The 24213-nt window shown below is 48.6% G+C and carries 27 protein-coding genes; 10 read left to right on the plus strand and 17 right to left on the minus strand.

Going from position 1 to position 24213, the window contains the following annotated elements; all coding sequences use genetic code 11:
* Window positions 1-79: 79 nt before the first annotated feature.
* Genes AC3CIC_RS13560 through AC3CIC_RS13580 form a run of 5 tightly spaced genes read left to right on the plus strand, consistent with a single transcriptional unit; the run spans window position 80 to window position 4503 of the window.
* Window positions 80-1624, plus strand: coding sequence for an HAL/PAL/TAL family ammonia-lyase (locus AC3CIC_RS13560; RefSeq protein ID WP_488514859.1), 1545 nt, complete (start codon window positions 80-82; stop codon window positions 1622-1624).
* Entirely contained in the window at window positions 1624-2076 is a 453-nt protein-coding gene (locus AC3CIC_RS13565) for an acyl-CoA thioesterase (RefSeq protein ID WP_488514860.1), read from the plus strand. Before AC3CIC_RS13560 ends, AC3CIC_RS13565 begins: the two co-directional genes overlap by 1 nt.
* Window positions 2073-2549 (plus strand): hotdog family protein, encoded by a 477-nt coding sequence (locus tag AC3CIC_RS13570; protein ID WP_488514861.1) that lies wholly within the window; start codon window positions 2073-2075, stop codon window positions 2547-2549. The genes AC3CIC_RS13565 and AC3CIC_RS13570 overlap by 4 nt, the downstream gene beginning before the upstream one ends.
* Window positions 2546-3271 (plus strand): 3-ketoacyl-ACP reductase FabG2, encoded by a 726-nt coding sequence (locus AC3CIC_RS13575; protein ID WP_488514862.1) that lies wholly within the window; start codon window positions 2546-2548, stop codon window positions 3269-3271. The genes AC3CIC_RS13570 and AC3CIC_RS13575 overlap by 4 nt, the downstream gene beginning before the upstream one ends.
* Window positions 3268-4503: a beta-ketoacyl-ACP synthase gene (locus AC3CIC_RS13580; RefSeq protein WP_016960297.1), complete on the plus strand. Its 1236-nt coding sequence runs from the start codon at window positions 3268-3270 to the stop codon at window positions 4501-4503. Before AC3CIC_RS13575 ends, AC3CIC_RS13580 begins: the two co-directional genes overlap by 4 nt.
* 75 nt (window positions 4504-4578) lie before the next feature.
* On the opposite strand, the gene acpS is transcribed toward AC3CIC_RS13580, so the two are convergent.
* From acpS to rpoE, 11 genes are all read right to left on the minus strand, one after another.
* Entirely contained in the window at window positions 4579-4959 is a 381-nt protein-coding gene (acpS, locus tag AC3CIC_RS13585; protein ID WP_016960298.1) for a holo-ACP synthase, read from the minus strand.
* Window positions 4959-5690 carry a pyridoxine 5'-phosphate synthase gene (pdxJ, locus tag AC3CIC_RS13590; protein WP_016960299.1) on the minus strand — a complete coding sequence of 244 codons (732 nt, stop codon included), beginning with the start codon at window positions 5688-5690 and terminating at the stop codon, window positions 4959-4961. The genes acpS and pdxJ overlap by 1 nt, the downstream gene beginning before the upstream one ends.
* The gene (gene recO, locus AC3CIC_RS13595) at window positions 5687-6400 is read right to left on the minus strand and encodes a DNA repair protein RecO (RefSeq protein WP_016960300.1); all 714 of its coding nucleotides are present in this window, start codon (window positions 6398-6400) and stop codon (window positions 5687-5689) included. The genes pdxJ and recO overlap by 4 nt, the downstream gene beginning before the upstream one ends.
* A gap of 27 nt (window positions 6401-6427) precedes the next feature.
* Entirely contained in the window at window positions 6428-7342 is a 915-nt protein-coding gene (gene era, locus AC3CIC_RS13600) for a GTPase Era (protein WP_016960301.1), read from the minus strand.
* Window positions 7339-8013 carry a ribonuclease III gene (gene rnc / locus AC3CIC_RS13605; protein ID WP_016960302.1) on the minus strand — a complete coding sequence of 225 codons (675 nt, stop codon included), beginning with the start codon at window positions 8011-8013 and terminating at the stop codon, window positions 7339-7341. Before rnc ends, era begins: the two co-directional genes overlap by 4 nt.
* Window positions 8014-8024: 11 nt before the next feature.
* Entirely contained in the window at window positions 8025-8924 is a 900-nt protein-coding gene (gene lepB / locus AC3CIC_RS13610) for a signal peptidase I (protein ID WP_488514863.1), read from the minus strand.
* A gap of 23 nt (window positions 8925-8947) precedes the next feature.
* Window positions 8948-10744, minus strand: a complete 1797-nt coding sequence (gene lepA / locus AC3CIC_RS13615) for a translation elongation factor 4 (RefSeq protein WP_488514864.1) — start codon at window positions 10742-10744, stop codon at window positions 8948-8950.
* A gap of 76 nt (window positions 10745-10820) precedes the next feature.
* The gene (locus tag AC3CIC_RS13620; RefSeq protein WP_016960305.1) at window positions 10821-11315 is read right to left on the minus strand and encodes a SoxR reducing system RseC family protein; all 495 of its coding nucleotides are present in this window, start codon (window positions 11313-11315) and stop codon (window positions 10821-10823) included.
* Complete coding sequence (gene rseB, locus AC3CIC_RS13625) at window positions 11312-12304, minus strand: sigma-E factor regulatory protein RseB (RefSeq protein WP_488514865.1); 993 nt, start codon at window positions 12302-12304, stop codon at window positions 11312-11314. Before rseB ends, AC3CIC_RS13620 begins: the two co-directional genes overlap by 4 nt.
* A gap of 4 nt (window positions 12305-12308) precedes the next feature.
* Complete coding sequence (locus AC3CIC_RS13630) at window positions 12309-12959, minus strand: RseA family anti-sigma factor (protein ID WP_488514866.1); 651 nt, start codon at window positions 12957-12959, stop codon at window positions 12309-12311.
* A 30-nt stretch (window positions 12960-12989) separates the two neighbouring features.
* Window positions 12990-13568, minus strand: a complete 579-nt coding sequence (gene rpoE, locus AC3CIC_RS13635; RefSeq protein WP_016960308.1) for an RNA polymerase sigma factor RpoE — start codon at window positions 13566-13568, stop codon at window positions 12990-12992.
* Between the two features lie 469 nt (window positions 13569-14037).
* Here rpoE and nadB point away from each other — a divergent pair, with 469 nt between their 5' ends.
* Complete coding sequence (gene nadB, locus AC3CIC_RS13640; protein ID WP_016960309.1) at window positions 14038-15654, plus strand: L-aspartate oxidase; 1617 nt, start codon at window positions 14038-14040, stop codon at window positions 15652-15654.
* A gap of 106 nt (window positions 15655-15760) precedes the next feature.
* Here nadB and AC3CIC_RS13645 read toward each other — a convergent pair whose 3' ends face one another.
* The 3 genes from AC3CIC_RS13645 to AC3CIC_RS13655 all read right to left on the minus strand — a co-directional run bounded on the left by AC3CIC_RS13645 (window position 15761) and on the right by AC3CIC_RS13655 (window position 18344).
* Window positions 15761-17569 (minus strand): methyl-accepting chemotaxis protein, encoded by a 1809-nt coding sequence (locus AC3CIC_RS13645; RefSeq protein ID WP_488514867.1) that lies wholly within the window; start codon window positions 17567-17569, stop codon window positions 15761-15763.
* A 135-nt stretch (window positions 17570-17704) separates the two neighbouring features.
* A complete protein-coding gene (locus AC3CIC_RS13650; protein ID WP_488514868.1) occupies window positions 17705-18112 on the minus strand; it encodes a protein YgfX in 408 nt (135 codons plus the stop codon).
* Complete coding sequence (locus tag AC3CIC_RS13655; RefSeq protein WP_016960312.1) at window positions 18084-18344, minus strand: FAD assembly factor SdhE; 261 nt, start codon at window positions 18342-18344, stop codon at window positions 18084-18086. Before AC3CIC_RS13655 ends, AC3CIC_RS13650 begins: the two co-directional genes overlap by 29 nt.
* Window positions 18345-18533: 189 nt before the next feature.
* On the opposite strand from AC3CIC_RS13655, the gene ygfZ reads away from it, so the two are divergent.
* The 4 genes from ygfZ to AC3CIC_RS13675 all read left to right on the plus strand — a co-directional run bounded on the left by ygfZ (window position 18534) and on the right by AC3CIC_RS13675 (window position 21346).
* Window positions 18534-19514 carry a tRNA-modifying protein YgfZ gene (gene ygfZ / locus AC3CIC_RS13660; protein WP_488514869.1) on the plus strand — a complete coding sequence of 327 codons (981 nt, stop codon included), beginning with the start codon at window positions 18534-18536 and terminating at the stop codon, window positions 19512-19514.
* Window positions 19504-19995: an aminoacyl-tRNA deacylase gene (locus AC3CIC_RS13665; RefSeq protein ID WP_488514870.1), complete on the plus strand. Its 492-nt coding sequence runs from the start codon at window positions 19504-19506 to the stop codon at window positions 19993-19995. Before ygfZ ends, AC3CIC_RS13665 begins: the two co-directional genes overlap by 11 nt.
* Entirely contained in the window at window positions 19992-20927 is a 936-nt protein-coding gene (locus AC3CIC_RS13670) for a LysR family transcriptional regulator (RefSeq protein WP_488514871.1), read from the plus strand. Before AC3CIC_RS13665 ends, AC3CIC_RS13670 begins: the two co-directional genes overlap by 4 nt.
* 215 nt (window positions 20928-21142) lie before the next feature.
* Window positions 21143-21346, plus strand: a complete 204-nt coding sequence (locus tag AC3CIC_RS13675) for a DUF1107 family protein (protein WP_026023849.1) — start codon at window positions 21143-21145, stop codon at window positions 21344-21346.
* 73 nt (window positions 21347-21419) lie between these two features.
* On the opposite strand, the gene gcvH is transcribed toward AC3CIC_RS13675, so the two are convergent.
* The 3 genes from gcvH to mscS (AC3CIC_RS13690) form a co-directional block, all read right to left on the minus strand.
* Window positions 21420-21812: a glycine cleavage system protein GcvH gene (gene gcvH, locus AC3CIC_RS13680; RefSeq protein WP_016960317.1), complete on the minus strand. Its 393-nt coding sequence runs from the start codon at window positions 21810-21812 to the stop codon at window positions 21420-21422.
* Window positions 21813-22066: 254 nt separating this feature from the next.
* Window positions 22067-22900 (minus strand): small-conductance mechanosensitive channel MscS, encoded by an 834-nt coding sequence (gene mscS / locus AC3CIC_RS13685; RefSeq protein WP_016960318.1) that lies wholly within the window; start codon window positions 22898-22900, stop codon window positions 22067-22069.
* 238 nt (window positions 22901-23138) lie between these two features.
* Window positions 23139-24044: a small-conductance mechanosensitive channel MscS gene (gene mscS, locus AC3CIC_RS13690; protein ID WP_017006243.1), complete on the minus strand. Its 906-nt coding sequence runs from the start codon at window positions 24042-24044 to the stop codon at window positions 23139-23141.
* Window positions 24045-24213: the final 169 nt, after the last annotated feature.

The raw sequence follows: 24213 nt of genomic DNA on the forward strand, positions 1-24213 counted from the left end.
ATAAATCCATTCACCGATGAAAAGAGCCATGGAAAAGGCACCTGTACCGGTGATTTATTTCAGTTAGCAAGGAAAGACAATGACCCAGAATATCGACGACACCATCGTATTTGGTGAGCAACCATTAACCATCGAATCTGTTGTTGCCATAGCCAATGGAAGTCAGGCAGCGCTGAATCCAAGTGATGAATTCAGCGGCCGTATCGAACGCAGTGTGGCATTCCTAGAACGGCTATTGCGGGAAGATGGGGCTATCTATGGCGTCACTACTGGCTATGGCGATTCGTGCACGGTCGCTATCCCACCTTCGCTGGTAGATGAGCTCCCCCTTAACCTGACACGCTTTCACGGCTGTGGTCTTGGTGATGACCTATCTCACCAGCAGGCAAGAGCGGTGTTAGCCACAAGACTAAATTCACTCACCCAAGGTATGTCTGGTGTGAGTATGCCTTTGCTCAAACAAATCGTTACCTTAATTAACAAAGACATTTCACCGCGTATCCCACAAGAGGGCTCGGTTGGCGCTAGCGGTGACCTGACCCCGCTGTCTTACCTTGCTGCAACCTTGATCGGTGAGCGAGACGTTATCTATAACGGCGAAGTCCGCCCAACCGTTGATGTATTTCGCGAACTAGGCATTCGCCCCATCAAGCTAAAACCCAAAGAAGGTTTAGCTCTGATGAATGGTACGTCAGTGATGACGGCTCTTGCCTGTTTAGCGTTCAAGCGAGCGGAATACTTAACACAGCTTTCTACCCGAATCACAGCCATGGTGTCGCTGGCGATGCACGGCAATGATTTCCACTTTGATGAGGCCTTGTTCGCCGTCAAACCCCATCCAGGCCAACAACAAATCGCCGCCTGGCTTCGCGATGACCTGCAAGTTAATCGCCCGCCGCGTAACAGTGACAGATTACAAGACCGTTATTCGCTTCGCTGTGCGCCACATGTTATTGGCGTATTGCAAGATTCACTGCCGTGGCTGCGTCAAATGATCGAAAACGAACTCAACAGTGCCAATGACAATCCTATTATTGACGGTGAAAATGAACGTGTTTTACATGGTGGACACTTCTATGGTGGCCACATTGCGATGGCTATGGACAGCCTAAAAATCGCGGTCGCGAATATTGCCGATCTTTTGGATCGCCAAATGGCGCAACTGATGGATTACAAGTTCAATAACGGATTGCCATTCAACCTAACAGGCGCAGAAGGCAGCCGTAAATCAATCAATCACGGTTTTAAAGCCGTGCAAATTGGCATCTCAGCGTGGACCGCTGAAGCCCTCAAACACACCATGCCAGCCAGCGTATTTTCCCGTTCAACTGAATGCCACAATCAGGACAAAGTCAGCATGGGTACCATTGCTGCGCGTGATTGCTTGCGCGTGTTAGAGCTGACAGAGCAGGTCACCTCCGCGAGCCTATTGGCCTCATTCCAAGCGCTGCAACTTCGCTGTCGCAGCAACGAATTGTCCATGCGCGATCTGAGCCCTTCGCTAAGAGAAATGATCTCTCAAATGGGTGCAGAGTTTGATTTTGTCAGCGAAGATCGTCCGTTAGAGCAAGATTTGCGTCGCTTCATCGCCTTTATTCAAGAAAGACGTTGGGATCTTTATTAATGAGCACCGTGCACTTGCGAGCAGAAGCGACCATAGTGACCTCGTTCCAAGATGCCGATCCGATGGGTGTGATCTATCACGGCAATTACTTTCGCTTCTTTGAAGAGGCTCGCCGACTTTTGATGGAAAAAATCGATTACGGTTATCGCGACATGGAAGCATCTGGCTTTCTGTGGCCTGTGATTGATGCCAATGTTCGCTATATAAAAGCCATTGAATACAACCAGACAATACGCGTTATTGCCACTTTGGCTGAATGGGAGAACCGATTAAAAGTCGATTACCTCATTACCGACCCTCAATCCGGAAAGCGTCTTTGCAAAGGGCACACAGTGCAAGTCCCAGTGAGACTCGATAACAAAGAACTGCAATTTGAGGCGCCAAAGGTACTCGAAGACAAGTTGCTTGCTTATTCCGCTCTTTCTGGCGAATTGGGGGGAGCTTTTTCATGATTAACCAAAGCACGGCATTTCCACCGATTAAGCAATTGGTGCCTCACCGTGCACCCATGCTTTACCTCAATAAAATGGTGGATGCAGGTAAGAGTTTTGCCCACTGCCAAGCACGTCCTAACACAGACCACCATTTTTTTGACACCAAACAACAAGGTTTACCTTCTTGGGTTGGCATTGAATTAATGGCACAAACCATCGCCGCTTGGTCTGGCTTTCAGTATTACCAAAAAGGGCAATCGCCCGTCATTGGTTTTTTAGTGGGAAGTCGACGCTACCAAACCGTAACCGCTTTTTTTGCCCGAAACCAAGTGCTAGACATTCACGTTGACGAAGTCATGAGCCACGAAGGGGTGTCGGTATTCAGTTGCAAGATTGAAAGCGATGGCGCATTACTCGCCTCATCTCAACTCAGTACTTTTGAACCATCAAATGCCGAGTTAACACAAATCAAACAAGGAGGTGCTTCGTGAGCCGCAGCGTACTGGTCACAGGGGCAAGTAAAGGAATTGGCCGAGCCATTGCTCTTTCTCTAGCCTCATCAGGTTTTGATATCATCGTCCACTATGGCAAAGATGAAGCGGGTGCCGCAGAGACACTCAATCAACTGACTCACCTTGGTGGCAGCGGAAGAACCATCCGATTTGATCTTCGTTATCGCGATGAATGTCGCGCGGTATTAGAGTCTGACATCGAAATGTTTGGCGCCTATTACGGTGTTGTTAACAATGCGGGTGTAACGGCAGATACCGCCTTTCCAGCGATGACTGAAGAAGAATGGGATGGCGTCGTTCACACCAATCTAGACAGCTTTTACAACGTTTTACACCCCTGCATTATGCCAATGATCAGGCTGCGTCAAGGTGGCCGAATTGTCACAATGTCATCGGTATCAGGATTAATGGGAAACCCTGGACAAACCAATTACAGCGCGGCAAAAGCTGGGATTATGGGAGCAACTAAAGCTCTTGCCATGGAACTGGGCAAGCGCAACATCACGGTAAACTGTGTCGCACCTGGCCTAATTGAAACGGGCATGATTAAACAACATGTCATCGATAAAGCGCTGCCTGATATTGCGCTGAATCGTATGGGCGCTCCAGAGGAGGTGGCCAGTTTGGTCAATTTCCTGATGTCTGACGCGGCAAGTTATATCACTCGACAGGTCATTTCAGTCAATGGAGGATTACGATGAACCGACGCGTAGTAGTAACAGGAATGGCAGGTGTCACTGCATTCGGCAACCATTGGGACGAGGTATCATCTCGTTTAAAGTCACACAAAAATGCAGTTAAATACAATACAGACCTAGAGCAATATCAGGGCTTAAACACTCGCCTAACCGCTCCACTTGATGCGTTTTCTTTGCCGCCCAATTACACTCGTAAACAAGTTCGCAGCATGGGACTGGTGGCGAAATATTCTACCGTTGCCTCTGATCTCGCCCTGCAACAATCCGGTCTACTCGGGATGGATATCCTGACAAATGGTGAAACAGGCGTTGCATTTGGATCGTCAACAGGCAGTACTCCACCTTCCCGTGCTTTTTCTATCATGATGGAGCAAAAAACCACGGAAGCCATCAATGCCAATACCTATGTGCAAATGATGCCCGCCACCACGGCCGTGAATGTGGGTTTGTTTTTTGGATTACGCGGCCGAGTGATTCCAACAAGCAGTGCATGTACATCCGGTAGCCAAGCAATTGGGTATTCCTTCGAAGCGATCAAACACGGATATCAAACGGCAATGGTCGCTGGCGGCGCCGATGAGCTTTGCCCAACGCAGCCAGCGGTATTTGATACTCTTTATGCGACGAGTCAAAAGAACGAGGCGCCGAATTCGACGCCTCGTCCATTTGATATAGACCGAGATGGCATTGTCATTGGTGAAGGTGCAGGCAGTTTGGTGCTTGAAGAGTACGAACATGCGAAAGCCCGTGGTGCAACGATCTATGCTGAAATCGTCGGCTTTGCGAGTAACTGCGATGCCGCACACATCACCGACCCAAAAAAGGAAACCATGCAGATATGCATGGAGAAAGCGTTAAAAAATGCAGGGATTTCTGCAAATAAAGTCGGTTACGTTTCGGCGCATGGCACAGCAACAAGTAAAGGTGATATTGCTGAATCTCAAGCCACCGCCAATGTGTTTGGCCCACGCATGCCTATCAGCTCCCTGAAAAGCTATTTTGGACATACTTTGGGTGCTTGTGGGGCGATTGAAGCATGGTTGTCCATTGAAATGATGAATGAGGGCTGGTTTAGCCCAACGCTGAATCTAGACAATATTGACCCAGCCTGTGGGGAATTAGACTATATTCGTGGCGAAGAACGTCATATTGATTGCGAGTACATCATGAGCAATAACTTTGCCTTCGGTGGCGTGAACACGTCCATCATCTTCAAGCGATACACACCTGAATAATTGCCGTTTGATGCAATAAAAAACGCCCGCGATATTTACCAATATCACGGGCGTTTTTGTTCTTCAGCGAGCATTTTATTTATCGAGTAATACGGTCGCCACTGCATACCGCTTCTCATCGGCAATAGTCAGCAAGACGTGAGTGACACCGCGCTCATCCGCCAACTGTTTGGCTACGCCAGAAAAGCTCACTATCGGCTTACCTAACTCATCATTACTCACCGTAAAATCATGAAAAGTCACACCGCACGCAATCCCTGTTCCCAGCGCTTTGGCTGCCGCTTCTTTGACGGCGAAACGCTTCGCCAAATAGCGAGCTGGAAACTTACTGCTGCTGTATTTTTCCATTTCACTGTCTGTGAGGACGCGTCTTGCGAACGCATCTTCCGTTCGCGCAATCACTTTCTCAAGTCGCGCGATTTCTACAATGTCAGTCCCTAAACCGACAACCGCCATTAGCGACGAGCATCCTGCATAATGGCTTTCATGTCTGCGACCGCTTTTGGCAAACCGTCAAACACAGCGCGACCAATAATTGCATGGCCAATGTTCAGCTCGTAGATCTCTGGGATCTTAGCGATAGGCGTCACGTTGTGATAAGTCAGGCCATGGCCTGCATTCACTTTAATACCTTGGTCTGCGGCGTAGCTCGCACCCGCAGCGATTTTTTTCAGCTCAGCCTGCATCTCTTCTTCAGATTCGGCATCTGCGTAGCTGCCAGTGTGCAGCTCAATAAACGGCGCACCACATGCTTTTGCTGCATCAATTTGTGCGCGGTCAGCATCGATAAATAGTGAAACTTTAATGCCTGCCTCGGTCAGCGTTTGTGTCGCCGCTTTCACTTTTTCAAGCTGCCCAACAACATCCAAACCACCTTCGGTAGTCAGTTCTTCACGCTTCTCTGGCACCAGACACACGTACGCAGGTTTCACATCCAATGCGATAGCAACCATTTCGTCCGTCACGGCCATTTCAAGATTCATGCGCGTTTGTAGCGTGTCTCGTAGGATATAAACATCGCGATCTTTGATGTGGCGACGATCTTCGCGTAAATGCACAGTGATACCATCCGCGCCCGCACGCTCAGCAATCTCGGCCGCATGCACAGGATCAGGATATTTGGTGCCACGTGCATTACGAACGGTGGCGACGTGGTCAATGTTGACGCCCAGATAAATGGTATTCATTGCGTTAATTTCCTTGTTCTTAACGAAAATAGCTCTCTGCTTTTTAGAGGCTTGGAGCCAAGATAAGGCTTGAGTGCCAGCCGTGTAAAGCGCTTCGCCGCTTTTAGCTGATCTGCCGTGGAGAATTGTCGGGTTGCCAATGCGTTCAAATCGCTGCCAGTGAACGTCAGATTATTGCTTTTCATCAATGACGCAACAAAGCCAAGTTGCTCTCGAAAAATATACGTCATGTTCTCATCGACAGGCTCACCGCTACCAGCGCAGTTGAGAAAATCAACGCCATACCCCAATGAATCGAGTAAGGCTAATTCGAAGCGGCGCAAAGCAGGTTCTGGGTTGGCGTGCTGCGCCAACTCTGTCAACGCGGTCACGTAATCGAAAAACAGCTGATGGTAACCCGTTTCAGGTTCGACAACGCGGCTCAATATTTCATTGAGGTAAAAACCGGAAAACAAAGCATTACCAGCAAGGGGAATAGCGAGGCCCATCGCTTCCGCATGGCGAAGCGTACGCATTTCACCGCGACCGGACCATTTCATCAATAAGGGGGTAAAAGGTTGGAGTGCGCCCTTAAGGGGAGAGCGCTTACCACGGGCGCCTTTTGCCATTATGCTGACACGCCCGTGGGTTTCGCTGAATACATCTAGGATCAGGCTGGTCTCACTATAAGGTCGTGAGTGCAGAACAAAGCAGCGCTGCAAGCCTTCCATATTGCTCCTGATGTATTTTAGTGGTGATTAAAGATCGTCGATGTAGCCAAGACTGCGCAAGGCGCGCTCGTCATCTGCCCAGTTCGATTTCACTTTCACCCAAAGCTCAAGGTAAACCTTACGCTCAAACAATCCTTCCATATCCAGACGGGCTTCGCGGCCGATGGTTTTGATTTTATCGCCACCTTTGCCGATCACCATTTTCTTCTGGCTATTTCGCTCAACCAAGATCAGCCCGTTGATTTCAAAACCATCTGTCGCAGGATTGTAATCAAAACGCTCGATTTCCACAGTGACCGAGTATGGCAATTCATCACCCGTAAAACGCATCAGCTTTTCACGGATAATTTCAGATGCCATAAATCGCTGTGAACGGTCGGTCACGTACTCTTCAGGGAAGTACCACTCGCCTTCTGGCAAGTGCTTACGAACCAGTTTTTCTACCGCATCAATATTGGTACCGCTCTTGGCAGACACGGGGATCATATCCACGAAATCCATCTTTTCGCTTAGTGCCTGAAGGTGCGGGAACAACTCGCCTTTTTCTTTAACGTTGTCGACTTTGTTGATAAGCAGAACGGTCGGTAATTCCGATTTCTTCAGCTTATTCAATACCATCTCATCATCGGCAGTCCACTGGGTGCCATCAACAAGGAAAAGTACCAGTTCAACATCGGTCAGAGAACTCGCCGCAGCGCGGTTCATCAGGCGGTTAATGGTACGCTTCTCTTCAATGTGAAGTCCTGGCGTATCCACGTACACAGCTTGATAACCATCACGAGTATCGACACCCATAATGCGGTGACGTGTGGTTTGTGGTTTGCGCGAGGTAATAGACAGCTTCTGGCCAACCAGACGGTTGAGAAGCGTGGATTTGCCCACATTAGGGCGACCTACAATGGCAATAAAGCCACAGTGGTGGATTTGCAGTGTGTCAGTCATGAGTCCAGCTTTTGCAATGCGAGTTCGGCAGCCGCTTGCTCAGCCTTGCGACGACTGCTGCCTTTACCTACTACAGGTCGTTCCAGACCTGCTACTTCACACTCAACCGTAAATTGCTGGTTGTGTGCTTCACCGTGCACCTTAGTTACATTATAGGCAGGCAGCGGCTTTCGACGTCCTTGCAGGAATTCCTGCAAACGTGTCTTTGGATCTTTCTGGTTCACACCCGGCATAATGGTATCAAGGCGTTGCTTGTACCAAGCCAGTATCGTCCCACGTACCGTTTCCAGATCGCTGTCGAGATAGATAGCACCAATGATCGCTTCTACAGCATCAGCCAAAATAGAGTCACGGCGGAAACCACCACTTTTCAACTCACCTGGACCTAACTGCAGCACATCACCTAGTTCAAACTCGCGGCCCAATTCGGCCAGCGTGTTACCACGAACTAAGGTTGCACGCATGCGGCTCATGTCGCCTTCATCAACGTTCGGGAAACGATGGTAGAGATCGTCAGCAACAACGAAACTCAAAATAGAATCGCCCAGAAACTCCAAACGCTCATTGTGTTTTCCACTGGCGCTTCGGTGTGTCAGGGCGAGACTAAGAAACGCCGCATCGTTAAATTCATAACTGATACGACGTTGTAATCTATTTGTAGGTGTTGTCATGTCTTTCCAAGTTAATCAATGCCACCGATACGATCAAATCGCACGCCGACAGGTACCCAAGACGGCAGGAAGCTGTCGCCTTGTTCGTCAAATTCGAAACTGATCCAGATAGCAACGGCTTTACCTACCAGATTGGCTTCAGGCACAAAACCCCAGAAGCGGCTGTCTTTACTGTTGTCACGGTTATCGCCCATGACAAAGTACTGACCGTCTGGCACGATCCATTCACCTAAGCCTGGTGTCGGATAGTACTGACCTGTTTGGTTTGGCATGTAAGGGTTCACCAAAATTTCGTGAGGCTCTTCACCCAAGCGTTCTTGTGCTTGGATAAGGTTCACGCCACGTTGAGTGAATTCACTTTTGTGAACATCATCAACCGGCACCAGTTCACAAACAGACTCGCCTTGCTTTTGAATACACAGACGTTTCTCTTCACTGTAGCGAACCGTATCGCCCGGCATGCCCACCACGCGCTTGATATAATCAATACTCGGCTGTGGTGGGTATTTGAACACCACCACATCGCCGCGCTCTGGTTTCCCCGTTTCCACCAATTGATGGCGGAAAACAGGATCTTTCAAGCCGTATGCGTATTTCTCAACCAGAATAAAATCGCCCACCAACAAAGTTGGCATCATTGAGCCTGACGGGATTTGGAATGGCTCGTAAATAAACGAGCGCAAAACCAACACCAGACCAATGACAGGGAACACAGACGCGAAGGTTTCCACCCAGCTTGGCTGAGGGGCAATCTGGGCCACCTGCTCCGCACTTATCTCACTGCTATCTAGATTGAGCGTCTCTGCCGCTTTTTGCTGACGCCTAGGCGCCCATCTGAATTTATCCAATGCCCAAATAATCCCTGTAAACAGGGTAATAAGCACCAGAATCAGCGAGAAAGTATTAGCCATTATGTTCCCTTAAAATCCTTTTATTACTTGTCTTTGCCTACGTGCAGAATGGCAAGGAAGGCTTCTTGAGGCAGTTCAACGTTACCGATCTGCTTCATGCGCTTCTTGCCGTCTTTCTGTTTCTGCAGCAGTTTCTTCTTACGGCTGATATCGCCACCGTAACACTTAGCGGTTACGTTTTTACGCAGCTGTTTCACCGTCGAACGCGCAATGATGTGAGTGCCAATCGCCGCTTGAATTGCAATATCAAATTGCTGACGCGGGATGAACTCTTTCATCTTCTCAACCAAATCACGACCACGTGTTTGAGCATGATCTTTGTGCGTGATGATGGCCAATGCATCCACGTTATCGCCGTTAAGCAATACGTCTACACGCACCATGTTTGACTCTTGGTAACACTGGAAGTTGTAATCCAGTGATGCATAACCGCGTGAGGTTGATTTCAAACGGTCAAAGAAGTCGAGAACCACTTCCGCCATGGGAGTGTCATACGTCAGCGCCACTTGGTTACCGTGGTAAACCATGTCTACCTGCGTACCACGCTTCTCAATGCACAAGGTAATCACGTTACCGAGGTATTCTGATGGCACCAAGATATGACAACGGGCAACGGGTTCACCCATGATCTCTACGTCGTTCGTCGCCGGCAGCTTCGCTGGGCTATCGACATAGATAACATCACCGTTGGTCTTCTTCACTTCATACACTACGGTTGGTGCAGTAGTGATCAAATCAAGGTTGTATTCACGCTCAAGACGCTCTTGAATGATTTCCATGTGCAGCATGCCAAGGAAACCACAACGGAAACCAAAGCCCAGAGCCGCCGAGTTCTCTGGCTCATAGAATAGCGATGCATCGTTCAGGCTCAGCTTGCCCAGCGCGTCACGGAAGTTCTCATAATCATCAGACGAAACAGGGAACAGACCCGCATAAACCTGAGGCTTCACTTTCTTAAAGCCAGGCAATGCTTTTTCTGCGCCATTTTTCGCTTGCGTCAGGGTGTCACCCACAGGTGCGCCCAAAATGTCTTTAATACCACAAACAACCCAGCCTACCTCACCAGTACGCAGACCTTGGGTATCCGTTTGTTTTGGTGTGAAGATACCGATGCGATCAACACCCCAGATTTGGCCCGTGCTCATGACTTTGATCTTGTCGTTTTTCTTCAGTTCGCCATTTTTAATGCGAACCAGAGAAACCACGCCCAAGTAGTTATCAAACCATGAGTCAATGATCAGCGCCTGCAGCGGCCCTTCTGGGTCACCTTCTGGCGCAGGGACACTTCTCACGATCTCTTCGAGTACCAAATCTACACCCAAGCCTGTTTTCGCAGAACAGCGAACGGCTTCAGTGGCATCGATACCAACGATATCTTCAATTTCTTCAGCTACGCGATCAGGGTCGGCGGCTGGCAAATCGATTTTGTTCAAGATAGGAACGACTTCTAGGTCCATCTCGATAGCTGTATAACAGTTAGCGAGTGTCTGAGCTTCTACGCCCTGACCCGCGTCAACCACCAGCAAAGCACCCTCACAGGCTGCCAAAGAACGTGATACTTCATAAGAGAAGTCAACGTGCCCTGGGGTGTCGATGAAGTTCAGCTGATAGGTTTCCCCGTCATTTGCTGTGTAATTCAGCGTCACACTTTGTGCTTTGATGGTGATACCACGTTCGCGTTCTAGATCCATAGAATCAAGAACCTGCGCTGCCATTTCACGTGTAGTAAGACCACCGCAAACCTGAATTAAACGGTCTGATAGGGTCGACTTACCGTGGTCAATGTGGGCAATAATCGAAAAATTACGAATGTGCTTCATAGATGGTGTGACTAACTCGTTAGTGAAAATTGGAGGATCTCTCGATCAAGTGGCGGGATTCTACCGAAATTAACGGCTAGTCGCTATCATCAGTTGCGGCATTTATCACCGCCGCACTGCCAACTGCGCCACCGAGCACGCGTAAAAGCGTCGGTGTGGTGCGTGTATCCTGCTCGAGCTTGTGCGAAAAATGGCGTGCTACAGCAACACCCGCAATACCTGCCAGAGCTGATAGCAAGATAACAATACCTTCGCCAACGGACAGTAGAGTAGACAAAAACTGGCCCAATACCGCACCTGCAATGGCAAACATTAAAGGCAGAATATAGACCAGCATTGCTGATCTGAGGACAGTTTGTTCCTCTAGACCAATTTCTATCAGGCTACCGACTGTCACTGATTTGGCGGAAGGCACCCGAATATCGAGCACCTTTCCCGGCAATGCGTTGCTGACAATGCCCGTGCCGCAGCTGCTTTTTGACGCGCAACTGCCACAGCTGGTTTTCTGCTGACAACGGACGGTTAAATAACCGTCACCATTGCCAGTCACTTCAGCCAACGCCTTGATCATGGGGTTTGATTCTCACTCACTGCAGAATCAACCGATGCTTCGTCAGCTGGAGATAACTTAACTGACTCTGCGATTTTTTTTGCTGTCGCAGGCGGAATGTCACCTACAATCGTAATTTCCGCATTGCCCACCACATGGCTATGTAGTGTACGGCTACCCTTGCGAACCAATTGCTCTCTCACTGACATCTTGTCCGCTTCCGCCAAGTACACAGAAAAACTAAACAAGCCATCGCTGAACATCTGGCTTTCTACCGGACGCTCCGTGATCAGCAAACGGTGACGGTTCTGATAAATTGGCGTAAAGCCTTCAGGCAAGCCAGTCACTTGCCATTTCAATACCGAATCAGAAGACTTGGGTACCTGCACCACGGGTGGCAATTCAAGTGCTGCCAACGTACTCATGCCTTCGCTGATTTGCGGAGAAATGACCAATGATAGCGCGCGATATTGCTCAATGGGATCACCATCGCGGTCGAGCAAATCAGCACGCACTAGTAGCTTACTGCTTTGGTCTATCCACAACACATACGAGTAGCGTTCACCGTCTTTAGGAGACACACGTACCACGTCACAAGGAACGCCTGCTTCTCGCGCTCTGCCCAATGGCACAAAATCGTACATGGTCGAAAGATGTTCGATGTCCGCCTGCATAATGGCAGGAAGCGGCGCAACCATTTGGCTACTTTCAATGGTAAAAGGGTCGATGCCCGGTTCGAAGTAGCTGATCTCATTGCCACGGCGAATGACTTCACGCGGAGGACCACTCAAATAAGCGATGTGACCAAATGACTCGCCTTCAACCAGTGCATGACGGAAACGAAGTGGTTCGATGCTATTTTTACGCACCAATATGTAGGATAACTCGTAGTTCTGTTGCTCGGTGGCCTGGCCCATCTGATGTAGCAATGCCCCGGCGGGATTTTCTTCCGTCGAGGCATTGGCGACCAGACTGACCAGTGCAACAGCACCGATCAGGAAAGCTTTCATCAATCTATTTGCTCATGTCAGGTGTTAGCATCACGCCTTGGTCAATGATTTCATCAGCATTGAGGCGCAGCTGCAACTCATAGTCTTGGAACATCGCATTCACTCGACGACGTTGCTCCATCACCAAAGCTTCCGAAGGGTTGCTCTGCATCGAATCTCGGCTAAGGCTCACAGGCTCTGCCGATCCGCCAAGCGGAATGGTTTGCAGTACAGGCGGTTGAGAGTCGGCCAGCGTCGTATTGGCATCAAAGCCACCATTGTATTGCTGAACACCCACGATCACAGCGAGTGAGACGGCCGCTGCCATGCCCACTTGCGTGAGCTGCTGCAACCAAGACGGCATCGATTTTCTCGCCGTCTGAGGTGTCGGCTGAGACTCCTGCAAAGGCACGACATTCGGTGTCACTACCGTATCTACAGTTTGCGCATCCGATGTTTGTAAGCCATAGCTTGGCTCACTGTCTAACGCGGCGGCCACACTGGCGGCGATATCCCAATTCGGATTTTTCGGCGCATCTCCACGCATGACATCGCGAGTAACGGCAAAGCTTTTCCATGCTTCTTGCGCAGACGGATCATTTTCTAGCGCTTCAATCAGCGCCTGATCTATCTCGTTACCATCAAACAATGCGGAAAGGTTTTCTTTTTCAGCCATTTATTTCACCGTTTTCAACAGTTAAAACTGTTACTGGTTCATGAGTGGACGAACACGTTTGTCTACCGCTTCCCTGGCGCGGAAAATACGCGAGCGTACCGTTCCTACCGGGCAGTCCATTACTTCTGCAATCTCTTCATAACTCAAGCCGTCGATTTCGCGCAGTGTAATGGCCGTTTTCAGATCTTCAGGCAGGGCTTCAATCGTACTAAACACCACCTGCTTCAACTGTTCTGACAACATAAGGTTCTCAGGGTTCGATATTTCTTTCAGTGCTCCACCATTTTCATAATTTTCAGCTTCTTCAGCATCAATATCACTGGCTGGTGGACGGCGTCCTTGGGCGACCAAATAGTTCTTCGCGGTATTGACTGCAATGCGATACAACCACGTATAAAAGGCGCTTTCACCTCGGAAGCCAGGCAAAGCTCGATAAGCTTTGATAAAGGCTTCTTGAGTGACATCGGGGACATCACCGCTATTGTTCACATAGCGAGAGATAAGGTTGCTTACCTTATGCTGATATTTGATGACCAACAGATTAAACGCCTGTTTATCGCCGTTCTGTACGCGCTCTATTAAGGCTTGATCAGTTAACTGCTCGCTCATTCGAGCGCCTTCTCCTTATTATTGATACCAATGCGCTTCTTTAACGCAATAACGCTATTCACACGATAAAGTGTCACAGTAAAACGTCAGAAGACCGTCAGCACTTGGTATTTCTTTTCGCTCGTTGTCACTTTGCTGCCACTAAATTTAAAAAAAACGACACGTCGTAAAGAGTGAGCAAAGTGTATGAGTGATACGGTAATATAAAGTTCCCTAAAAAGGCGGGATTCGTCTCATGATCCGATCCAGCTCGCAAAGTCTACCAGATAGCATGGTGACTCTGTAACCACTGCGTCTCGCCATATCCTTATCTCTGTGAATATAACGAGTATCTAACGCTCGGCCCACTTAGCATTCTACGGTCTGCAGGATTAGTGTAAACTGACCAAACCACCTGAATATCTCGTTGTTTCAAATGACAGCAGGCGGATTTGTGCAGCTTCATTTGAGAGAAAGGAATACATAATCAATGAGCAAACACCCAGAACACATCTGTGACGTACTGGTTATTGGCAGTGGTGCCGCGGGTTTATCCCTAGCACTGCATCTTGCGCCGACACAAAAAGTGATGGTGTTAAGCAAAGGCCCAAGCAGTGAAGGGGCAACTTACTACGCACAAGGTGGCATTGCCGCTGTTTTTGACGAAAGCGATTCCATTGAATCTCACGTTGAGGATACACAAATCGCTGGCGATGGCCTGTGTGACGAAGACATCGTGCACTTTATCGCAGAAAACGCCAAAGAATGTGTGCAATGGCTGATTGATGGTGGCGTCCCTTTTGATCGCGAAGAAAACAGCGAGAGTGACGAACCTAAATTTCACCTCACTCGTGAGGGTGGCCACAGTCATCGACGCATTCTGCATGCTGCCGATGCAACAGGTATGGCCGTACAAACATCGTTGCAAGAAAATGTCATGCAGCACCCAAACATCAAGGTGCTTGAGCGCCACAATGCCCTTGACCTCATCACCCGTAAAAAAATCGGTATCTCAGGGGCGAATCGCGTACTGGGTGCCTACGTGTGGAACCGAGATCGAGAAGCGGTTGAAACTGTCCGCGCTAAGTTTGTAGTACTTGCCACAGGCGGTGCCTCGAAGGTTTATCAATACACCTCGAACCCAGACGTCTCTTCAGGCGATGGTATCGCCATGGCATGGCGTGCAGGCTGTCGGGTCGCCAATCTTGAATTTAATCAGTTTCACCCCACCTGTTTGTTCCACCCTGAAGCCAGAAACTATCTGATCACCGAAGCACTTCGTGGTGAAGGCGCGTATTTGCGCAGACCCGATGGTTCTCGCTTTATGACTGATTTTGACGAGCGTGCCGAGCTTGCGCCAAGAGATGTCGTCGCACGCGCTATCGATTTTGAAATGAAGCGCTTGGGTGCTGACTGCATGTACATCGACATCAGTCACAAAGACCCTGACTTTGTCATGAAGCATTTCCCCACTATTTATGAAAAGTTGCTCACCTATGGCTTTGATTTAACCACAGACGCGATTCCTATTGTGCCAGCGGCTCACTATACCTGTGGCGGCGTGATGGTCGATAAGAACGGTCAGACCGATCTTCAAGGTCTTTATGCTATTGGTGAAGTCAGCTACACAGGGCTTCATGGCGCTAATCGCATGGCATCAAATTCATTACTGGAATGCGTGGTGTATGCATGGGCAGCAGCGATGCACATTGGCGAAAATGCCGCATCAGCCGAAGTGCCACCATCTGTACCACATTGGGATGACAGTCTCGTCACTTGCTCTGACGAAGAAGTCGTTATTCAGCACAACTGGCATGAACTGCGCCTGTTTATGTGGGACTACGTGGGCATTGTTCGCTCCACCAAGCGTCTTGAACGCGCGCTACGTCGTATTGAGTTATTGAAACAAGAAACGAACGAGTATTACAGTAACTTCCGCGTATCCAACAACTTGCTAGAACTGCGTAATTTACTGCAAGTTGCAGAGCTGATGGTGCGCTGCGCCATGGCGCGTAAAGAAAGTCGCGGGTTGCATTACACTCTTGATTATCCTGACAAAGTCGAAAACAGTGGCCCAACCATTTTGGTCCCCGACTTTCCGTGCTAACTGACTGACATGAAAAAGCCCTCTACGTGAGGGCTTTTTGTTGTCTTGAATTCAGTGAGTCGCCATCCATCAACGATTTAGCGCCCTCACAGTGAGGGGCGAGACATCAGGAACGAAATGCGGCGATAGCAGATTCCAACTCTTTGCTCTGCTCTGCAACACGTGCCGCTGCGCGTGCATTTTCACTGGTCGCAGCGGTGTTAGAGGAAGTGATGTCCTGAATGGCGTGTACGTTCAGGTTCACCTCTTTCGCTACCATGCTTTGTTCTTCAATCGCCGCTGCAATTTGCGTGCTCATGTCCATGATTTGCTGCATGTCGACGATGATGTTATCCAACTCTGTCGCCGCCTCTTCGACATAACTTACCGATTTTTCACTGTCGTTTTGGCAAGACGTAATTCGATCCACAACGTGGTTAGTCTGCTGCTGCAATGACGAAATCATGGTCGCAATTTCGTCGGTCGATTTATGGGTACGCGTTGCCAAAGATCGAACCTCGTCCGCCACTACGGCAAAACCTCGGCCCTGTTCGCCTGCACGTGCCGCTTCAATCGCTGCATTCAGTGCCAACAAGTTCGTCTGTTCCGAGATATCTTTGATGACATCAACCACGCTGCCAATCTGTTGAGACAGCGAGACCAAGCTATGAATATCACTATTGGCGATACCTAGTCCTTCTGACAGCGTGACAATAGCGTTACGTGTTGCTTGAACGGTTTGATGGCCTTTCTGTGCGCGTAATAGGCTTTGATCGGCATTTGATGCCGCCGCTTCGGTGTTTGATGCAATTTCTCGAATGGTTGCTTCCATTTCGTTAACAGCAGTGGCGGCCATTTCCGCTTCTGAATGCTGCTTATCAAGGGAGATTTCCGCATGGGAGCTACGTTTTTGAACATCTGACGCTGTTGCATTCAATGTCGTGATCGACATTTTCACGCCAGCAATTAAGGTCTGACAATGCTCAAGTACCGTATTGAAATCTGTTGCCACAACGGCGATTTCATCATCACCGTCGGCATTCGCACGCAATGTTAAATCGCGTTCCGCAGCGACCTGCTCCATGGTGCTGGTAAGCGTTCTAAGGCGACGCTGAATATCGCGATTTAGCCAAATACTGATTGAAATGAGCAGTAAAAAAACCAACATCAGTACCGAACCTGTTGATGCTGCCAATGAACGGGTTGACGTGTTCAGTTCATCGGTAAGCTGCCCGCGCATCGCATCAAAATCAAGTTCAACCTGATGAGTTTGCCCGCGGATATTACCCAACAAACCCGATTGATGATCCAATCCGACCGTACCGTTTAACTGCATATAACGTTCAACCAATGCCTTTTGTTTAGTCAGTAATGGACTATTAACACGTGACGACACATCAGTCCAAATCGCCTTAAATTCATCAAAACGTGCCATTGACGTATCTGCCACCAGCAGACGAACCAAAGTAACGAGATATTCCACTTCAGCATTGTTTTGTTGCTGTGAAAGCAACGCGGTATTAGCCGCGGTTAATTCGCCCCACGTGCCCAACTCTCGATTCAACCCGAGTGCTTTGTAGCCTTCAGTAAGGTCAATAAAGCCATCACGATAATTCTTCATCGCTTGTTTGACCTCGCCAATTTGAGGCAACGTCAGATCCAAGGCGTCTGCTTCTTGCTGCAACTGAATAAGCGATGCGTCAAACTCCGTGACATTCGCTTCAAACCGATCAATGTATTTACTGTCTAAACGAGACAGAAAATCCTTTTCATTTCTTCGCATGTTGAGCAATTGAACTTCCAGGTCGCCAACAAGTGTCAATTTGGTTTTCAAGTCAACCATACGCTCCGAAGCCTGCCAGCCGACAAGGGCAAACAAGACCAAAGACACCGCAGAAAATGCGGTCAGTGAATAAAGCTTGGTTCTAATTTTCATGTCACCCCTTCCCTATAGACTTCGTGGGTACAGCGTATCGAAAGCAAGACAAATGGCTGTATAGCTTGTTATCGGCGGGCTCAATGATTCGTTTAGGGATGGCGTACGTTAAATATTCAATAAACGTGAAGTTGATCAGCTTTTCAGCACAAGGCAGACCCGACTAATATGGCGAAAAGTGTCATGAGAGAACGCATCGGCAGCCAGTGGTAAACGAAGACGACACTGATGGCGTTTAAGATCTAAAACAATTAAATGTCTGCTAAACAAAAAGATACGTGAAACATCATAATCTTTGCCTTGATAGCGGCAAAGGCCACTACTGTGCAATTGCATATTGCCAGTCATTGAACCGACATGCTTAAGGCGACGCATCAAGTCAGACAATAGAAACACAAGCATGAGAGTTTTGGCTTCAAGAGGAAACGCAGAAGCAACGAAGAGTAACATCACCAGAGAGACATAGAGAGTAAACAGCCCCCAGCGCAACCATCGAGAGCGCTGGAGCCGTGTGTTAACGCAATTTGCTGCGGTTATGTGCAATGATTTTATCCGTCATTGTCGCATGTGCTGGCAACGCACTGCGGGTGTGTCCCATTAGCCAAGAAAACAAATCGGGGTCATCACATTCAAGCAGCGTCACGAAATCCTGTTTTTCTGCCTGTGTCAGGTCATCAAAACACTCTTCGAAAAACGGCATAATGATCACGTCCAGCTCTAACATGCCACGACGGCATGCCCATTTGATCCGCGGTTTATCTTCGGCGGTCAGCATGATTACCTCATTCAGTGTCAAACATAACAAGCCAAATAGTATCAGTGCCCTTACTTAGGCGCTATTACTGCCGATGTAAGGGTGTTGACCTTGTGATCTAGGTAACTCACCCTTACATAAAGAGTTAATGCTGACATTCCTTGCAGACCGCATTACCATAACGAATCCGTTTTTTTAGCGAGAGACACCATGACAACTTGGTACCAAACGCACACGTTTCCTCGACTCCCACTTTCTTCAGACAGCGCTCTTCCTGCACTGTCAGTGATCGCGCTTGACCATATTGCACTGATTACCGCAGTGGGTGCAGACACCATCAGCTATCTTCAAGGTCAACTGACCTGCGATCTGGTGTCATTAGAAAAGAACCGCTCAACCCTCGCCGCACAGTGTGACGCAAAAGGCAAAGTATGGTCAGTCATGCGCCTTTTCCATCACGGTGAAGGCATCGCATATACCCAACCGGCTTCAATTGCCGAAAAGCAGTTAGCTGAAATCAAAAAATACGCTGTGTTTTCTAAAATCACCGTCACCCTAAGCGAACAAGTTCTCATTGGTGTTGTTGGCGATAAAGCCGATAACGCGATGCAATCTCGCTTTTTGGGCGATGGCGACGTGCGACCAACTCAAACCGGCACTGCCGTTAAAATTGAAGCCAATCGCTGGCTATTAGCTGTCGATGCAGAAGAAGCCGACAACATCATTAATGAGCTCGGTGAGCGCGCAGTATTGAGCGACAACAGCGTGTGGGATTTGTGTGAACTTCGCAGCGCAATCCCTGCTATCACCGATATCACCACCAACGAATTCATTCCTCAGGCGCTTAACCTGCAGGCATTGGATGGCATTAGCTTTAAAAAAGGCTGTTACACAGGGCAAGAAACCGTTGCTCGTGCCAAGTATCGCGGTATCAATAAACGTGCGGCGTATTTACTGCAAGGTGAAGCCAATGAATCACCAAAATCTGGTGATGTATTTGATCGCAGCGTGGGTGAAAACTGGCGTACCGGTGGCACTGTGCTTTCAGGTTACCGCTTTGATGATGGTCAGGCACTAGCACTGGTCGTGCTGCCAAATAATTTGGAAGATGACAGCCAATTCCGCCTGCCAGACACTGATTCGCTATGGCACAAAACTGACATGCCTTACAGCCTAGAAGATGATGCCTGATCTTAATACACCTATCGTTGTGATGCTGCGTGACAATGACATTGCACATCGCATACTGCCGCATCAACGTGCAGCCACCACGATATTAGACGCCGCAGATCAACGCGGCGTTGACCCTCGCCAATTAGTGAAATCGATGCTGTTGCGCGACATGGGCGGCCAGTACGCATTAGCCTGCTTACCGGGCACAGCGTCGGTGGATCCAAAAAAAGTACGCGCATTGCTAGGCTGTCGTCGCATGACCTGTGTTGATAGCACCCATGTTCAAAGCATTACTGGCTATTCGCCGGGCATGATCACGCCTATTGCAGTATTGGGGGCGATGCCGATTTTCTTCGACCCTTTTCTCAGCGAATTTGAACATGTCAATATCAGCAGTGGTTCGCCATTGGCAGGCATTGAATTGGCTTATCAAGATCTCATTGCCCTGTGCCAACCTGTGGTGGCCGACATTTGCCGTGAGGGCACGCCAAGCTCATGAGTCGCGTAAATTGGCGTGGTGTGGATTTAAACCTACTGGTGGCTTTCTCCGCGCTAATGGAAACACGCAGTGTCACTCGCGCGGCCGAAAAGCTGTCCATTGGGCAATCGGCCATGAGCCACAACCTCTCCCGTCTTCGCTCCCTGCTTGATGACCCACTGTTCCACCGTCAAGGCAACGAAATGCTGCCGACAGCAAGGGCGATAGAACTGGAGCCCGTCATCACCCAACTATTAGAAACCATCGCCAGTGACGTGCTGACACCTATGGCATTCGAGCCATCACAATATCAAGGCGTGGTGAGGATTGGCCTGACTGATTATGCAGAGCTCGTCTTTGCCCCTGCACTGTTTGATGTGTTTCGCCAGCAAGCGCCGCACTGCCAACTGAGTTGCCGCCCCGTCGATCGCGTCAATTATCGCGAAGCTTTGAAAGCGGATCAGATCGATGTGGTATTAGGTGCAGTGGAAACGCACGACCCTACGCTGCGTATGGAAGATCTCTACACGGAGCGCCACGTGTGTTTATTCGATCCTGTCGCGACGGCGCTAAAAAGCCCACTGACATTGGATGACTACATCACCACACCCCACGCGCTTGTTACTGTGGATGGGCAGCTTAGTAGCCCAGTCGATGACACACTCAAAGCCTTTGGGTGTGATAGGCAGGTTGTGATGGGCTCACAGCGCTTTCTTACTGTTCGCCATTTACTGTCAGGTAGAAACCTCATCTGCACCGTTGCAGAGCTGATGGCAAAACTGGACATGTTCAACACTACGCTCGCGATCAGCCCTGCGCCCGTCGATGTCAGCAATTTTGTTATCCGCCAGATTTGGCACAAGAAACATGCCAACAGTGCTAAGAATCTATGGACTCGTCAAACCATTCATCAAACCGTCCGCCAACAAGTGCAAGATTTACGTGCCAGATAAATAAACCAAGTGTCTAGTTATCTAGAATGTGACCTATCCCAAATTCATTCGCTTAATCCTCATTTTATTCGATCAAGTGTCTTAGCTGTCACATTGTGGTCATGCCCGCGTCGTTATAATGCAGCCCGCCAAAATTCCAGAATTAATCACTGGAATAAAGGATGTTGGCTAGCCGTGCCGGGAGGCACAATAATAAAAAAGAAAAGGAACTGCGAATGCGGATGTTTAATCGTTATTTCCCGACTCTCATCGCCAAACACGTCTATCGGTTGTTTAACGGACGTATTTATATTGATGGCCGCGGAGATTTCGACTTTCATCAGGGAATGGTGCAGGCGCAATCAGACGCGGATTTTGAGCATTATCGTACCGTAAAGGAAATTAATGCTGAGATCCGACGCTTGAAAGAGCAGTGCTAATTAGTGCTTCAAACACTTCGCTTGATCAAAAACACCGCGCATTGCGCGGTGTTTTTTTATTGTTTCAACTGGACTACTCTTCTTCTTCCAGGTTTTCTTGATACGCTTGTGCATCAAGAAGCTCATTGAGTTCCGAATCGTCGGTGATACGAATTTGGAACAACCAACCATCTCCGTAAGCGTCAGTGTTGACGTACTCCGGAGAGCCTTCCAAATCTTCATTGACCGCGACGACTTCGCCCGTCAGCGGCGAATAAATATCTGAGGCCGCTTTTACTGATTCAGCAACGGCGCAATCATCACCCGCATTTACGGTGTCACCCACCTCTGGTAAATCAACGAAGACCATATCACCCAGCATTGCCTGAGCATGGTCAGAAATGCCTACGGTATACACACCATTGCCTTCAGGTCGAACCCACTCGTGGGATGCCGCGAATTTTAACTCAGATGGGATATCACTCATAAATCAGGTTCCTTCATAAATTTGTGCTGCAAACTGTCGGTGACTTAAAAAAGCGCACAACATCAGATACGCAAGGTAGGAAAGCCTTCGCCTAATCGCAAGGAAAATCACTACACAAGAAGCAATTGTTTTAACTCGATCAACCCTTGTCTCAAACATTGATTCAGCGACAGTCCAGAATACCGCCCAATCCAAACAAAAAAACGCCAATGACAACATAACTGCCATTGGCGCTTTATTCACTTAGCTAAGTATTAGCTTTCGCTTTTTTGCACATGAACATCCATTTGAGGGAAAGGAATTTCTATTCCTTCTTCGTCCAATGCTTCTTTGATAGCTTGCAGCAAATCGAAGTAAACCGGCCAGTAATCACCAGTGCGCACCCAAGGACGTACCACAAGGTTTACCGATGAATCGGCTAGCTCAACCACACCGATAGTTGGCTCAGGCTCAGCAAGAAGACGTGACTCTGCCGCCAATACGCGTGTCAGTACATCTTTGGTTTTTTTCAAATCCGCGTTATAAGAAACGCCAACAACGAAGTCGATACGACGGGTATCATGACGTGAATAGTTGGTGATTGGGCTAGAGATAACGCCACCGTTAGGCACAACGATCATTTTGTTGTCAGGCGTTTTCAATACCGTCGAGAAAATTTGGATTGAGTCTACTGAACCTGCTACACCCGCGATTTCAACGTAGTCGCCCGATTTAAACGGACGGAATGCAACAATCAATACGCCCGCAGCAAAGTTTGACAGCGACCCTTGCAGTGCCAAGCCAACAGCAAGACCTGCAGCACCGATAACAGCAACCACAGATGCGGTTTGAACACCCAATTTACCCAGCGCGGCAATCAGGACAATAACGAATAGTAAATAGCGAATAAAGGTATGCACGAATTCAACAACAGCATTGTCGAGGTCTTTCTTGCGTAACACTTTCGCGACGGTACCGGCAATCTTTTTAACGACCCAATTACCGATAATGATAATAACGAGCGCGGATATAACATTCACCGCGTATTGAAGCAGCAGATCTTGGTTTGCAGTAAACCAATTCAAGGCTTCATTAGTTGCATTTTCCATTGCGATTCCCTTGATAGTTGTTTTGTAGTTTGGTCGATTTCCCTGAGAGTCGACAACAAGAGCCTCTCATTTCCGGATCAATCCGCACCAGAAAAATCAGAGCAGAGTGTACAGTTTAAACAGTAAAAAATACTGTCTCAAATTTAAAACACCCACACTGATCTATTTGTGACTTCTCGGGATGACACGCATAAAAAAGCCCTACCAAAGGGCAGGGCTCCACGTCAATATGCTGTCTTTATGCCATTTCAGCGACGGGTTTGCTTTTTTCCTTCGCTTTCGCATTCACAAGGGCGGCGTGATAATGCACATCCATCTGTGGGAATGGAATTTCAATCCCTTCTTTATCGAGACCTTCTTTGATCGCCTGCATCAAGTCAAAGTAAGTCGCCCAGTAATCTGCGGTGTTAACCCAAGGGCGAACCACAAAGTTCACCGATGAATCAGCCAGCGCGTGCACACCAATGGTTGGCTCAGGATCTTGCAAAACACGCTCATCAGCATTAACAATTCGGGTCAGTACTTCTTTCGTCTTTTGCAAATCCGCTTTGTAAGAAACACCAATGATAAAATCAATACGACGTGTCTCATGACGAGAGTAGTTGGTGATTGGGCTGGAAATAACCGTCCCATTTGGCACAACGACCATCTTGTTATCTGGCGTCGTCAATACAGTCGAGAAAATCTGAATCGAGGCAACAGAACCCGCCACGCCGCCCACTTCAACATAATCACCTGACTTGAACGGACGGAACGTCACAATCAACACACCCGCCGCAAAGTTCGACAGTGAGCCTTGTAGTGCCAAACCAATTGCTAAGCCAGCAGCACCGATTACAGCGACGATAGAGGCTGTTTGAACACCCAAGCGGCCCAGCGCTGCAATCAGCACAATCGCAAACATCACGTAACGCACCATGTTCTCGATAAAATCGACAACTGTCTGATCCAGTTCGCGCTTCTTCAATACTACCGCCACAGATCCGGCGACCTTCTTCACTATCCAGTTACCGATAAGCAGGATAGTCAGTGCTGTCAGCACATTCATGGCATATTGAATCATCAATTCTTGGTTCGAAGCCAACCAGCTCATGGCTTCATGTGCTGTTTGTTCAACAACAAGTACGGCATTTTGTTCGGTCATCGTTTCTCTCACTAGTACAAAAACAAAACCACCTCACGCAACGAGAAACCATCAGATGGCATCCAGTCACGTGAGGTGGTTCAGGGTATGACTGAAATGCAGTCATAAAAAAACCCGCTAAATTTAGCGGGTTTCTAGATCTTTTGTAACCTGTTTTTTTAAAAAACTA

The organism is Enterovibrio sp. QJM3NY_24 (assembly GCF_057786035.1).

What these genes read in the sequence shown, in the direction of transcription:
- pdxJ (WP_016960299.1), bottom strand. Translation starts at nt 5,690, where the DNA reads ATGAATACCATTTATCTGGGCGTCAACATTGACCACGTCGCCACCGTT.
- AC3CIC_RS13645 (WP_488514867.1), bottom strand. Translation starts at nt 17,569, where the DNA reads ATGAAAATTAGAACCAAGCTTTATTCACTGACCGCATTTTCTGCGGTG.
- mscS (WP_017006243.1), bottom strand. Translation starts at nt 24,044, where the DNA reads ATGACCGAACAAAATGCCGTACTTGTTGTTGAACAAACAGCACATGAA.
- AC3CIC_RS13675 (WP_026023849.1), top strand. Translation starts at nt 21,143, where the DNA reads ATGCGGATGTTTAATCGTTATTTCCCGACTCTCATCGCCAAACACGTC.
- AC3CIC_RS13670 (WP_488514871.1), top strand. Translation starts at nt 19,992, where the DNA reads ATGAGTCGCGTAAATTGGCGTGGTGTGGATTTAAACCTACTGGTGGCT.
- nadB (WP_016960309.1), top strand. Translation starts at nt 14,038, where the DNA reads ATGAGCAAACACCCAGAACACATCTGTGACGTACTGGTTATTGGCAGT.
- gcvH (WP_016960317.1), bottom strand. Translation starts at nt 21,812, where the DNA reads ATGAGTGATATCCCATCTGAGTTAAAATTCGCGGCATCCCACGAGTGG.
- rnc (WP_016960302.1), bottom strand. Translation starts at nt 8,013, where the DNA reads ATGACAACACCTACAAATAGATTACAACGTCGTATCAGTTATGAATTT.
- AC3CIC_RS13655 (WP_016960312.1), bottom strand. Translation starts at nt 18,344, where the DNA reads ATGCTGACCGCCGAAGATAAACCGCGGATCAAATGGGCATGCCGTCGT.
- ygfZ (WP_488514869.1), top strand. Translation starts at nt 18,534, where the DNA reads ATGACAACTTGGTACCAAACGCACACGTTTCCTCGACTCCCACTTTCT.
- AC3CIC_RS13565 (WP_488514860.1), top strand. Translation starts at nt 1,624, where the DNA reads ATGAGCACCGTGCACTTGCGAGCAGAAGCGACCATAGTGACCTCGTTC.
- lepA (WP_488514864.1), bottom strand. Translation starts at nt 10,744, where the DNA reads ATGAAGCACATTCGTAATTTTTCGATTATTGCCCACATTGACCACGGT.
- AC3CIC_RS13580 (WP_016960297.1), top strand. Translation starts at nt 3,268, where the DNA reads ATGAACCGACGCGTAGTAGTAACAGGAATGGCAGGTGTCACTGCATTC.
- lepB (WP_488514863.1), bottom strand. Translation starts at nt 8,924, where the DNA reads ATGGCTAATACTTTCTCGCTGATTCTGGTGCTTATTACCCTGTTTACA.
- AC3CIC_RS13560 (WP_488514859.1), top strand. Translation starts at nt 80, where the DNA reads ATGACCCAGAATATCGACGACACCATCGTATTTGGTGAGCAACCATTA.
- rpoE (WP_016960308.1), bottom strand. Translation starts at nt 13,568, where the DNA reads ATGAGCGAGCAGTTAACTGATCAAGCCTTAATAGAGCGCGTACAGAAC.
- era (WP_016960301.1), bottom strand. Translation starts at nt 7,342, where the DNA reads ATGACTGACACACTGCAAATCCACCACTGTGGCTTTATTGCCATTGTA.
- recO (WP_016960300.1), bottom strand. Translation starts at nt 6,400, where the DNA reads ATGGAAGGCTTGCAGCGCTGCTTTGTTCTGCACTCACGACCTTATAGT.
- AC3CIC_RS13665 (WP_488514870.1), top strand. Translation starts at nt 19,504, where the DNA reads ATGATGCCTGATCTTAATACACCTATCGTTGTGATGCTGCGTGACAAT.
- AC3CIC_RS13620 (WP_016960305.1), bottom strand. Translation starts at nt 11,315, where the DNA reads ATGATCAAGGCGTTGGCTGAAGTGACTGGCAATGGTGACGGTTATTTA.
- AC3CIC_RS13630 (WP_488514866.1), bottom strand. Translation starts at nt 12,959, where the DNA reads ATGGCTGAAAAAGAAAACCTTTCCGCATTGTTTGATGGTAACGAGATA.
- mscS (WP_016960318.1), bottom strand. Translation starts at nt 22,900, where the DNA reads ATGGAAAATGCAACTAATGAAGCCTTGAATTGGTTTACTGCAAACCAA.
- acpS (WP_016960298.1), bottom strand. Translation starts at nt 4,959, where the DNA reads ATGGCGGTTGTCGGTTTAGGGACTGACATTGTAGAAATCGCGCGACTT.
- rseB (WP_488514865.1), bottom strand. Translation starts at nt 12,304, where the DNA reads ATGAAAGCTTTCCTGATCGGTGCTGTTGCACTGGTCAGTCTGGTCGCC.
- AC3CIC_RS13570 (WP_488514861.1), top strand. Translation starts at nt 2,073, where the DNA reads ATGATTAACCAAAGCACGGCATTTCCACCGATTAAGCAATTGGTGCCT.